Source organism: Microbacterium sp. Y832 (assembly GCF_057669765.1).
This window is the reverse complement of record NZ_JBYHFM010000004.1, coordinates 220,991-235,216: the sequence shown is the minus strand read 5'-3', so window position 1 is coordinate 235,216 and position 14,226 is coordinate 220,991. Positions and strand designations below refer to the sequence as shown.

1 protein-coding gene (running past one end of the window) is annotated in these 14,226 nt (G+C 69.6%); it reads left to right on the top strand.

Going from position 1 to position 14,226, the window contains the following annotated elements:
• On the top strand, positions 1 to 14,195 hold the 3' portion of the coding sequence (locus AC25YV_RS09755; RefSeq protein WP_488123647.1) for a Calx-beta domain-containing protein. The gene continues 13,342 nt to the left of window position 1, outside the view; the window shows 14,195 of its 27,537 coding nt (coding positions 13,343–27,537); the start codon falls outside the window, past its left edge; it ends in the stop codon at positions 14,193 to 14,195.
• The last annotated feature ends 31 nt before the right edge of the window (positions 14,196 to 14,226 follow it).

Genomic DNA, 14,226 nt, shown 5'->3' with positions numbered 1-14,226 from the left:
CGGGCGCTGTCGACGTGACGCCCGTCGAGGTCACCGACGCCGCCGGCAACCTCGTGTGGGCTCCGCAGTCGATGACGAACGCCGACAATTCGGTCACGATTGTCCACGCCGCCGGTGCGAACAACGTGTTCCTCGGTGTGAGCACCGTCGCGCTGCTCAACAGTGGCGACGCCGTGCTCTACCTCGCCCTGGACGGCGCCCCGATCCCGGGGCTGTCCAGCGGCACCGTGTACTACGTCATCAAGGGTGCGAACGGCGTCGTCCAACTGGCGGACTCGCGTTGCCACGCCGTCGGATGCCCTGACCCCGACGGCGCCGGCCCCGCGACCGCGATCCCCATCCAGGCCCTCGCGATCGCCCCCGGCGGTGGGACTCTGCACTCGCTGCAGCGCTCCATCGGCGGGCTTCGCGACGGCCAGACCTATTACACGCGCACCGGCGGATCGATCCCGGCCGGCTCGGTCGGACTCGCGCTCACTCCGGTCGGCGGATCGATGATCGCGCTCGCAGGCGCCGATCGACCCGGCCCACACCTCTTCGGCATCGTCGAGGTCGACCTCAAGGCCGGCTCCGGACTGCAGGCGCTCTACGCCAACGTGCGCGGAACCTTCACCGGCACCGGTCACCGGTTGGCCGGGCCCAACGGTGAGGACCTCGCCGAGATCGCCCCGCCCGCCGGTGACGGCGCATCGGGCGCGACCGTCAACAGCGGCTCGGGTGCGGTGATCGACATCGGCGTCCCCTCGGCGAAGGTCACCGGCACCGTGACGGTCGACGCGAAGCTGGCCGCCGGGGTCGTGCAGGCGGGCCAGTCCATCGAGGTCACCGCAACGGGTCGCACCCGCTCGACGGCGTATGCGAACACCGGCGCCGGCGGCGGTGTCTCGGTCGGCGAGGCGCATGCCGATGTGGTCTTCGACACCGCGACGACGAGCGCGACGGTCGGTGCCTCGAGCAACCTGCTCGCGGGGCAGGACGTGACGGTGGCCGCCACTTCCGACCACCGCATCGGCGCGACCGCGCAGTCCAAGGGCGGAGGGGCGGTCTCGGCGAAGATCGCCGAGACGACGGCGCGCATCGACAACGACACGCTCGCGACGATCGGCAACGGCGCCGTCATCCTGGCGGGCCGTCACGTGACCATCAAGACGGACTTCGCGACGAACGGCACGACGCTCTCCGACACCGAATCGTGGGGGATCGGCGCGGGCGCCGACTCCGACAACACCAACGATGACCGCGGAGTGCGCATCGGCACGTCGACGGATGCCGCCACCTCTCGCGTCGTCATCGGAACCGGCGTGCGCATCACCGGCGCAACGGTGAACCTCGACGCGTCCGTGTCGCGCATTCAGGGCAAGGCGACAGCCAAGGCGCTCGGCGTGAACCCGATCCTGCTCGGCGTCGCGACGGCCTTCGCGAATGCCCAGGTGGACGTCTACCTCACCGTGGCCGTCGAGGTGGGAGGCGCCGGCACGATCATCCGCGGAGAGCGCGGCGTCGACCTCAAGGCGCACACGTCGGGCATCGTCATCACGCGCAACGCCATGCGCCTCGCCGTCGCACTCATCCCGCCTCAGCGGGCTGAGAACAACGGATCGGGCCGCGTCACCGCGACCGTGAACGCCGACCGCGGAGCCATCGTCCTCGCCGGGGCGCGGCGCGGCGATCCGACGTCGGGACTGGTCGCGGCATCCGACCCCGGCAATGTCGCGCTCTACGCTCAGGCCGACTCGGGTGTTCAGTACGTCACCCCGAGTCCCGACAGCAACCGCTACCGGGACGACGGCGGATCGGCGTTCCCCGAAGCGCGCCACATCTTCTGGGATGCCGATGTCATCGTGCTGGGCGGGCTCAACGGCGCACCGCTGCTGGTCGTCGACGCGGACGGCTACGTCGTCGAGGCGAATGCCGTGACGATCAACGGCGGAGTCGTGCCGGTGGCCGGCGTCACACAGGTCGATCCCGATGGCGACGGTCGCTACGTCATCGACGACATCAGGAACACCGGATACGCCAACGTGCTGTTCGAAGCGACGTGCGCGGACGATGACGACGACAGCATCGCGTGCTCGATCACGAACCAGGACTACACCTCCACCGACGGCAACCCGAATCAGCCGTGGCCGACGTTCGAGTTCCGCGACACGCTCGAGTCGGTCATCATCGTCGACCGTTCCGGCTTGCAGGTGACGATCGGGCGCATCGACGTCGTCAACGACTTCGCGGCGACGCCGCTCGTGCGGCTGCGGTCGGCGGGCGGCGCCCTGCGCGCCTACACGTCGCTCGAGTTCGATGTGCGCCATGCGGCGGCGCCGAGTTTCGTCGACATCGAGAAGCGCGGCGATGGTGACGTGCTGCTGTCGGCACTCATCAACAACCCGGTCGGGCTCACGCGCATCGTGAATCTGCTGGGCGACATCATCGCCTCGACCTCCGCGACGCTGATCGTCACGAACCTGCTGGATATCGAGGCGATCGCAGGCTCCATCGGGTCGGCGCAGCGACGGCTGCCCATCGACCTCGTGCGATTCACCGCCAAGCCGCGTGTGGACGCGCCTACCGCCTCGGGGGTCCGCGACCCGCGAATTGCGGCGCAGGCGGGCATAGACGTCTTCCTGAGCCTGCGCGGCCTGGACCGCACGCAGACGAACGCCGCGGCGATCACCCTGACGCTCGATCTCGTGCGCGCCGGTCGCGATGCCGACCTCCAGCTGCGCACGGGACTGCGCCAGGGGGCCTCGACCCGCGACGCGGACGTGCGGGTTCATGTGCCGAACGAGGCGAGCCCCTGGAACACCGCTCAGCTGCACCGCTTCCACTTCCGCGGATCGCCGTCGCCGGGCACACCTGACCCGGCTCGCACCGGCGCGTCCCGCCACATCGACGCCGCGATCGCCGTGGGCGGCACGGCCGTCGAGATCGACAGCCTCTTTCGGCTCGAGCAGCGCAACGCGACACGCGACCGCGTCGACGTCGGAATCGGCGCGACGGGCGAGACCATGTTCCGCGCCGACGTCGACGCGGGCTGGTATGTGATCTTCGCGGATGCTGCGCTGGCCGCCGGTACGGCGGGCGTGGTCGCGGGCGACCACATCCGCATCCGTGACACCGAGGCCCTTGTGAACGGACCCGAGGCGCCCGATGCCGAAAGCCCGGCGGTCATCGACCTCGAAGGCTTCATCGACCTCGCCGACGACGGTGCCGGCTGGGTCGACGTCGACATCGACGGGTCGATCGCGCTCGAAGAGGTGTCCGGTGACCTGCGTATCGGTCTCATCCGGTCGCGCACCGACGACGTGGTCCTGGTCGCGGCCGTGAGCATTCTCGACGGCGACCCGGGTGACGCCGCGACGCACCCCGCCGACCCCCGCGACGTCGAGGGCGTGAACATCACCCTCATTGCGAAGACCGGCTCGATCGGCATCGAGGGCGACTTCCTCGAGATCAACCTGCTCGACACGGTCGGGGTGTCCCGCACGCCGGTCAGCGGCATCCTGAACGCGACGGCCGCGTCGGGCATTCACATCTTCGAGGTGCAGGGCGACCTGCGCGTCGGCCTGGTCACATCGGCTCAGAAAGATGCGACGGAGGTCACGGACGTCTCGCTCGTCGCGGGTGCCGGCTCCATCGTCGACGGCGAATCGGATGCTGCGGCCGACGTCGTCGCCGACCGCATCGACCTCCGTGCGACCGGCGGCGGCATCGGGTCGTTCCTGCACGACCTCGACGTGAACACGTCCGTCACGAGCTCGGCGACCGGTCGTCTTTACGCGCAGGCCGATGCCGGCATCTTCCTCACCGAGACAGACGGCGACCTGCGGCTCCTCGCCGCGAAGTCGCGCGACGGCCACGTGCGACTCACGATCCCCGACGAGAACGGCGTGCGCGGACCCCCGTCGACAGGGACGCAGGACCTCCTCCTCGTCGTGTCGGGAACGAGCCTGGTCAGTCAGGGCCAGCCGCGCACGACCACCCCGGGTGCTGTCGACTCCGCGACGACGACGCGCAGCGGCATCTGGGCCAAGCTCGACATCTCTCTCTGGATCGGCGACGACCTGGTGGCGCCGGTCGACTCCGACATCGTCGCCGGCCGCACCATCTACATCCACGGCGACACGAACCGCGGCCCCGCCGCCCCGACCGCGACGGACTCCGACCCGCTCGGGACGCCGGTCGCCGCCAACGCGGACACGCACCAGAGCGCGGCCACCGCGGCTGCGGGCTTCGGCACGACGATGACCTTCGCCGGACGCCTCGGCGGCGTGTTCGACCTCGACGGCGGCGCCGACCGCACCGACCGCGCCCTCGTGTTCGGCCATATCGACGTCGACCATTTCGACTTCGTCGCGACGCTGCTCGGCACCGCGGTGCGCGTCTACGGCAGCCAGAACCTCTCGGCCACCGACCGCCCCGCGTGCGGTCCGGCCGTGCTGCAGATCGGCTGCGGCGACGGCGAAGACGTGTTCCGCGTGCTCGGTCTGCGCACGCCCGACGACCCCGACGCCCATACCCTGACTCTCGACGGCCAGCAGGGCACCGACACCTATCGCGTCGAGACGACCACCGATCCCACCCGCACCTACATCGTCAACCTGCTCGACACCGGCGCTGCGGATGACGGTGCCGACGTGGCCACGATCGTCGGCACTGATGGACGCGACATCGTGCTGCTGCGCCGCGTCGCGTGGATCCCGAACGAAACCGCCGACCGCCCTGCCTTCGTCGCCTTCGTCCACGGCACGCTCGAAGGACTGCGCGGCTCGCCCGCCGCAGGCAGGGGCGTGGAACGCGTCAACTACGACACGTCCATCAACGGACGCCTCATCGTCGAGACGGGCCTCGGCGACGACGTCTTCGCCGTCGACGACACGAGCACGACCGTCACCCTCGACGCGGGCGCCGGTGACGACGAGTTCCAGTTCGGAGAGCTCTTCGGCACCCCGCGCGATGCGGCGGCGGGGCTCGATCCCGCCGACGTGTTCCCGCGCATCATCGCCACGACCCGCGGCTACCTCAGCCCCGGCATCAGCGCCCCGCTGGTCGCACTCGGCGGTGCCGGCAACGATCAGTTCACCGTCTACTCGAACCAGGCCGAGCTGCGACTCGAAGGTGAGGGCGGCAACGACTTCTTCGTGGTGCGCGGCTTCGCGCTGGCCCAGACGAACGCCGACGGCACGATCCGGACGGGCGCCTCGGGCACCGCGATCCCCGCCATCGGGTCCTCGACCGGGCGCCCGCTCGATATCCGCGCCGGTGGCGGCGACGACGAAGTGCAGTACACGATGAACGCGCCCGTGTCGGTGGATGGTGGCGCCGGATACGACAAGCTCGTGATCCTGGGCACGGAGCTCCCCGATGACATCGTGGTCACGGCGACCACGATCTACGGCGCCGGCGTCACGGTGCGGTATGCGACCGTCGAGGCGGTCGAGATCGACGGTCTTGAGGGTGCCGACCAGATCTTCGTGCAGTCCACCGCCGGCGGCGTCTCGTACCGGATCATCGGCGGCCTCGGAAGCGACACGATCAACATCGCCGGCGACATCTCGACGGACATCGTGGTGCGTGACATCGAGGGAGCGAGCGGCTCGATCGACCATCTCGTGACCTCGGGTGACATCGACTACCAGGGCGTCATTGCTCCCGGAATCGACCTCAACGTCGCGGGGGTCAACGAGGGCATCGTCGTGATCACCGAGTCCGGCGGCGGCACCTCCGTCGCGGAAGGCGGCGGATCGGCATCCTTCGACTCGTACACCGTGAAGCTCTCGCGCCGGCCGGTAGGCACCGTGTACGTCACGGTGACCGCCGCGATGCCGGGTCTTGCCGAGCGTCTCGGCGTGAACGCCGGTGATTCGGTCTGGCTGTGCGCCGGCTCGCAGGCGCAGTGCGACGAGGCGTTCCGCGAGTACCGCCGACACATCGTCGAGATGGGTACCACCGCCGACCCTGCGCAGCGCGCGCTCGTGCTGGTCTTCGACGCCGGCAACTGGAACGTCCCGCAGACGGTGTACGTCTACGCCGTCGACGACACGCGCGGTGAGGGTGACCGCACGGTCGCGATCAGCCACACGACGCTGGCAGCGGATGCCGCAGACCGCGCGAACGGGTTCGACGGTGCGGCCGTCCGCAACGTCGAGGCGCTCGTCCGCGACAACGACGTGCCCGGTGTCGTCATCGTCGAGGTCACTCCCGGCACCGACGACGAAGACCGGTCGACGGTCGTCCTCGAAGGCGTCAACGGCGTGACGGACGAGATCCTGGTCGGACTCACCTCACCGGCGACGGGCACCGTCATGGTGCGGCTCGACCTTCCCGACGGGCGTCTTCGCCTCGAGAGCGACGACAGCCGGTTCAACGCGGCGACCCGGACCATCACGTTCACCGCGGGCGACACGAGCCCCGTGCGCATCCGCATCATCGTGATCGACGACACCATCCGGCAGGATGCCGCGTTCGCACGCATCGTGGCGCGTCTGGTCTCCGGTCCCGCCGGGTACGGCTTCGACGACCGTGTGCTCTACGTCGATGTGCGCGACGACGACTCCGCGGGCGTGCTCGTGATCGAAAGCGGCGGCAGCACGACGGTCGTGCGCGGCGGCACAGGCGAGGACTACACGGTGCGCTTGACCAAGAGGCCCACCGCCGACGTGCATGTCGCGATCCTGACGGACGGCCTCACCGACGCCGCCATCGGCGGACGCGTGACGTGGCGCGCGATCGGCAGCGCGGGTCGGGGCCTGTTCACCGGAGCCGTCACCGTCGACCCGGCGACGCGTCGCATCACCCGCACCGACGGCGGCAGCTTCCTCGCCGATGGCTTCATCGAGGGCATGCGCATCTCGATCGACGGCGGCACGACGTACTACAAGATCGCGGTCATCCGCGGCACGAACGCGACCTTCGACAACGTGATCGAGCTCACGGCGGAGCACGCTCTGCCCGCCGGCGCCGGAGTCGTCACGCTACGACGGGTCGCGGCAGCCGTCACCTTCACGTCGTCGAACTGGGCGACACCGGTCACCGTCTCGCTCGTCGCCGACGCGTTCTTCGACGTGCCGCTCGTGCGTCAGGGCGTCAAGACGTTCGCGACGCAGCCGCATCTGCTCACTCAGCTCGCAGGACCCGTGCACGTCGAGGGCGGCACGACCCGCGCCGACCGGTCGTTGCACACCGGCGTGAAGCTGCCGGGCGAGACGGACGGGCCCCTCCTGGGCATCGGCACCGCCGCTTCGGTGCCCGAGGGTCGCAACATCGACGTGCTGAACATCTTCGACGACTCCAGCGCGCAGGATCACATTCGCACGCTCAGTTCGACCGGCCTCACCGGCACCGGACTGCCCGTGGGATTCACGGTTGCCGGCGGCACCGCCTTCGGTGAGCCGGCCGACGTGCCCGGCGGGATCTCGTGGGGCCGCGTCGACGTCACGACGGCGGTTGACGGCACCGTGACCGCCATCACGACGAACGCTTCTCTCTCGACGATCGAGGTGCTGAACCTCCTGTTCGGCGCGGGCAACGACCGCCTCACGATCACTGGCACGCTGCAGCAGGCACCCGAAGACGATGGTGATCCGACGACGAACCCGAACCCGCCGGCCGCACACGGGTCACTGACCGTCGTCCACGGCGGCGGCAACCAGCTGGTGGGCGGTGCGGTCGGCGGCGATGTGATCATCGTCACGGGCGGGGGCGGCCCGACGACTCCGCTGGTCATCTACGGCGACACGTCTCAAGACGGTGTCTGGTACTCGGGTCGACCACACACCCAGGACGCCGGCGACTTCGGCGCCCAGCCGTTCGACCAGTTCCCCACCGTGCCCGACGAGGACGAGCGCTTCTGGTTCCCGCTGGCCACCCCGTTCGCGCACGCCGGCAACGACATCATCGATGCGAGCGCTCTGTTCGCCGATGCCCCTGCCGGCAGTCTGCCGACCGTGGGTGTCATCGTGTACGGAGGCGCGGGCGATGACACCATCATCGGCAGCCAAGCGCACGACTACCTCGTCGGCGGTTCAGGCGATGACGTGATCCACGGTCAGCGCGGCAGCGACCAGATCTACGGCGACTCGGGCGTGAACGTCGACGTCATCACGCGCCGCCTGGGCATCCCGACGACCAACACGAGCGCGCACCCGATGGCCGACAGCCTGGTGCCCGGCAGCGACGACCTGCAGGGAGAGGGCGCCGGAAGCGCGGTCGGCGCCGCGGGCGACCACGACGACGTGATCTTCGGCGACCACGGTGTCGTGACCCAGGCGGTCGCCCCGGATCGCACCGACCTGCTCGGTGGGCCGGTGCTCGTGCGCATCCAGACGGCGCGCCTGGTGACGTCGATCGCGACGGTCGAGCCGGCGGCGGGTGCCGACGACGTGATCACCGGTGGCGTCGGCGATGACCGGATCGCCGGGGGCAACGGCGACGACCTCATCTTCGGAGGCGCCGGCAACGACACGATCTTCGGCGACCACGGCCGCATCGAATTCATGACCCCCGACGGGCTCTTCCGGCTCGTCACCACGACGGATCCGAACCTGGGCGGGCTCGACACGATCTCGGGCGGCGCCGGCAATGACGCCATCTTCGGCGGCACGGCGGCCGACACCGTGAGCGGCGACGACGGCAACGACCTCATCTTCGGCGACCACGGCCGCATCGACGCCACCGTGCCGTCTGCCGGAGCCGTCGGCATCCGTCTCGATCTGCTGCCGCTGAACATGCCGTTGGCCGCCCACCCGTTCGCATGGACGTCCATTCACACGCTCATCGGTGACGGCGGTGCGGGCGACCTCTTGCGCGGCAACGCCGGTGAAGACATCATCATCGGCGGCCAGGGGTCCGACCGCATCACCGGTGGCACGGGTGACGACGACCTCATCGGCGGCCACAACGTCGCCGGCGGCAGCGACGCCGGCGACTTCGTCGACGGCGGCGACCAGAACGACGCGATCGCGGGTGACAACGCCAACCTGCTGCGCACAGGCGACATCTCGAGCCGTCGATTCCAGATCCTGACGGCCTCGGGGATCTACGGACAGGACACCGGATGCGCCAACATCGCGTCCGCCGGCGCCTGCGGCGTCGGCCCGACGAACTCCTACGACGACCCGCGCGGCGTCAAGGAGCGCGACGTCATGCTCTTCGACCACGACACGTCGACGCCGGCCGGTCGCTACGGCGACGACGTGATCGCCGGCGGCGCCGAAGACGACCTCATTTTCGGGCAGCTCGGCAACGACTGGATCCAGGGCGACGGCTCGGTGATCGACGACGCCGGCGTCATCACGATCGACGTGCGCACGACCCGCGAGTCGGTCGAGGACTGGGCCGGCGGCGGTCGTGACGGCGACGATTACATCGAGGGCAACGGCGGCGACGACGTGATCTTCGGTGGCCTCGGCCGCGACGACCTGATCGGCGGCAGCTCGGAGCTGTTCAGTCTCACGACACCCGCCCGCCGCCCGGACGGCGCCGACACGATCTTCGGTGGTGCGGGCATCCGCCTTATCCGAAACAACTACGGCGATCTCGAAGACGGCGGCCACGCGCGTGACAGCGACGTCATCCTCGGCGACAACGGCAGCATCCACCGCCTCGTGAAAGTCGTTCCCGGTGGTGCGGACGGCAACCCGTTCACGCCCGGCACCGCATTCCTCACGTTCAACTACGACACCTACGGCGGCAGCATCCGCCTTCTTCCTCGTGCGTACACGTTCCTCGACTACACGCAAGGCGTCGGCGTCGGCATCGGCGCGGCCGACGTTGTGCACGGCGAGAACGGTGACGACACCATCCACGGTCAACTCGGCGACGATGTGCTGTTCGGCGAGGGCCAGGACGACGACATCTACGGCGGGTGGGGCAATGACCGCATCTACGGCGGCACCGGGGTCGACGGCATCATGGGCGATGACGGCAAGCTGCAGACCAGTCGAAACGGCCTCGCCGAGCCGCTCAACAACCTGGCCACCGCCGACGCCCAGCGGTACGTGTCGATCCCGGGACCGTTCACCGGTGCGGAGATCTACATCCTGGGTGAACTGCTGAAGCGGGCGGACTTCGCGACCTGGATCGACGGCGCGGTCAACAACGATGTCCTGTACGGCGGACTCGGCGACGACTTCATGCACGGCGGCGAGGGCAGCGACTCCATGTCGGGCGCCGAGGCGATGCAGGAGTTCTACAACCGCGACCTGCGCATCGGAGCACTCACACGCCTCGCGACCGAACTGCAGCCGGTCGACACGGATCCGCTGCGCTACAACGCCGATACGACGATGTTCGCCGACTACGACGCCGACGACCCGCGCTCGATCATCCCGGGGTTCCTGCTCAACTTCGATGCGTACATGCTCGACGAGACCACGGGCGAAGTCATCGTGATCGACGGCGTCAAGGTCAAGAGCGACGACGGCCGCGACCGCATGTACGGCGACCTCTGGCACGACTGGCTCGTGGGGGGCACGAATTGCGACTGGCTCTTCGGCGGCTTCGGCGACGACTTGCTTCAGCTCGACGACAACCTCGAGACCGCAGGCGGCGCGAACACGAACCCCGAGAACGACGACCCGCGGTTCCGCGACGGGGACTTCGCCTTCGGAGGCGCCGGCCGCGACGTGCTCATCGCCAACACCGCCCAGGACCGCATGTTCGATTGGGGCGGCGAGTTCAACAGCTTCCTCGTCCCCTTCAGCCCGTTCGGCTCACCGACGGTGAACCGGGGATTCAGCCCGCACATCCGCGACTTCATCCGGGCACTCTCCGAGGCGGGCGGATCGGACGAAGGCCCCGGCGTGCCCTCCGGTGAGCCGTTCGACGAAGAGGCTCTGGTCGAGCCGAGCGACGGGCAGCTGTGGCAGGACCAGCACGGCGGTCCGCGCGACCCCCAGCCCGGAAACCTGCCCGGCGGCGGTCGCGACGACGTCGGCGGCCCCAACCTGCACTGCCCCTGCCAGCCGCAGACGCTGTTGCGCGTGGTGAAGTACGTCAACGGTGAGGATGCCAACCAGACCGGCCCGACGGTGGCGGCCGGGTCGGCCGTCGTGTGGACCTACGAGGTCTCGAACCCCGGGGCGGTCGCGATCAGGATCACCCGCATCCTCGACGACAACGGCACGCCCGCGAACCCCGCCGACGACTTCGTCCCCACTTACCTCTCGGGTGACCTCGACGGCGACGGCCTCGTCGATCCGGGCGAGGTGTGGCTGTTCCGGGCTGAGGGCATCGCACGCGCCGGCCGTTACCTGAACACCGTCACGGTCGAAGGCGTCGGCGCGAACGGGCAGTCCGTGCGCGACAGCGACCCGGCCGTCTACGACGGGGTGGCCGGTGCCCAGGTCGAGCTCGTCGTGCAGAAAGCGGTCAATGCGGTCGACCCGCTGCATCCCACCGTCGCCGAAGACGCGGACGCACCGAGCGGTCCGCAGCTCACCGTCGGCGCCGCGGTCACCTTCACGTACCTCGTCTCGGCGATCGGCGGCGGCGTCACCGGACTCGTCCTGATCGACGACAACGGCACGCCCGCCGACCCCACCGACGACTTCGCCGCGATCTACGTCTCCGGCGACGCCGACGGTGACGGCATCCTCGACCCCGGCGAGGTGTGGCTGTTCCGGGCGATCCGCACGGTCGTGCTCGGACCGTACGCGAACACCGTCCGCGCGTCGGGATCGGGCGGCGGGCGCACCCTCAACGCGACCGACATGGCCCACTACCTCGGTGTCCCGGTCGGCAGCGTGAGCATCCGAAAGGCCGTCAACGCCTCCGCGCCGCTCGCGCCGACCGCGGCCGACGAGGCCGACACCGCAGCGACGGCCAAGCTCGTCGCTCCCGGTGCACCCGTCGTGTGGACGTACCGCGTGACCAACCAGTCGGCGTTCAGTCTGCGGGACGTCGCTGTCACCGACGACAACGGGACACCGGGGGATGCGTCGGACGATTTCGCTCCCGTGTACGTCTCGGGCGACCTCGACGGCGATGGCGAACTCGACCCCGGCGAGGTCTGGCTGTTCACTTCGGCCGGTGTCGTCGGCCATGTCGCCGGCGTCGGCCTGTACGGCAACACCGCCGTCGTCACCGCGCGGGACCAGGCCGGCGCCCTGCTCACCGCCCAGGACATGGCCTTCCACCTGGGCGCGGTGGCCGCGCCGCATGTCGTGAAGCGCGTCAACGGCGAGGATGCCGCCACGGCGCCCGGCATCCTCGTGCCCGTCGGCAGCACAGTCACCTGGACCTACACGGTGACCAACACGGGGAACACGGCGCTCATGGTCGTCGTCGTCGATGACAACGGCACCCCCGGCGACCTCTCCGATGACATCGTCCCGGTGTTCGTGTCCGGCGACACCAACGGTGACGGACTGCTCGACCCGGGCGAGATCTGGATCTACCAGGCCACCGGCACCGCCCGGGTGGGCGCGTACGTCAACACGGTGACGGTGACGGCAGCCGTACCGGGGACGACCGTCACCGCGACGGTCACCGACGTCGCCCACTACACCGGTGTGCTGGTGCCGCCGTCGGGACTGTCCGTCCTGAAGCGCGCGAACGGACAGGACGCCGACAGCGCCGCGACCGCCGTCAGGGTTGCGGTCGGCTCGACGGTCGAGTGGACGTTCGAGGTGCGCCTGATACCCGGGTCCGTCGGGATCGGGGACATCGTCCTCGTCGACGACAGCGGCACTCCGTCGCCGTCGGACGACGTGATCCTCACGCTCCTCGGCGGCGACATCAATGGCAATGCCGTCCTCGACCCCGGCGAGGTGTGGCTCTACCGGTTCACGACGATCGCCCAGGCGGGTGCGCTGCGCAACGTCGCCCGGGTGAGCGGCGTCGACGCATACGGTACGACGCATGCGGCCGAGGATCCGGCGCATATCTTCGCGGCGACCCCCGGGATCCAGGTGAAGAAGGCGATCAACGCGCTCAATCCGTGGGCGCCCACGGTGCTGGAAGACGCCGACACGGCCGGGAGCGAACTGCTGAAGGGCACGCGCGTCGTGTGGACGTACCTCGTCACCAACACGGGCAACCTGGCGCTCGCCGTCTCGCTCACCGACGACCACGGCACGCATGCGAATCCCGGCGACGACTTCATTCCCATCTACGTCGGCGGCGATGTCAACGGCAACGGGCTGCTCGATCCCGGCGAGGTCTGGCTGTTCACCTCGGCCGGTGCAGTCGTGCACCACGTCGGCACCGCGCCGTATGTCAACGTCGCGACGGTGCGCGGCATCGATCCCCTGTCCGGGGTCACCGTGAGCGACGTCGATGCCGCCGTCTACCGCGTGGGCGCGAGGGCCGAGGGGCTCACTCCGGGGTTCTGGAAGACGAACGCCACCAACCGGGACGCGATCGCGTGGCCGAGACTCTCGGATGGCTCGCTGGTGTACCGGCCGGATCAGATGACGGGGAGCGTGTTCTCCGCGGCGACCGGTGTCTACGCCACCCGGACGCTGCACGAGTCGCTCGACAGCGGCGGCGGCGGGATCACGGCGCTGATGCGCGCGGCCGTGGCGGCGCTGCTGTCCGCCGCGCACCCCTACATCTCGTACCCGTACACGACGGCCGAGGTGATCGCCCTGACCAATGCCGCGCTCGCCAGCGGCAACAACGGCGTCATCAACGCGCAGATGCAGGAGTTCGACCGCTACAACAACTACGGCGCCGACCTCGACCAGCATGGTCGTCCCGGCACGGTCGCCCCCGCCCCGCCGATGCCGCCGCCTCCCTCTGAACCGCCGCCGCCGCCTCCCTCTGAACCGCCGCCGCCGCCGTCGGACCCGCCTCCGTCGGACCCGCCGCCGAATCCCGATCCCGTCGCGCCGTCGCCGGAACCGACTCCGCCGATGCTGCCGTCGCTGAGTGTCTCCGATACATCGATTCGCGAGGGGAACACCGGGTCGGGTTCGGCTGCGACGGTGACCATCACCCTGTCGGCGATGATGACGACGGCCGTGACGTTCACCGTGTCGGTGATCGGCGGGACGGCCTCGAGCGGGGACTACAAGGGCAGTACGACGGCCACCCTCACGATCGCCGCTGGACAGACGACCGCGACGTTCTCGATCACGATCAAGCCCGACAAGAACGCCGAGGGCGACGAGACGATCGTTGTGGGGCTCTCCGAGGTCAGCGCGGGGGTGAGCGTCGCCGACGGAGAGGGCGTCATCACCATCATCGACGACGACTGAGCGGACGCGCGGGGCTTTCGTCGCGGTGATG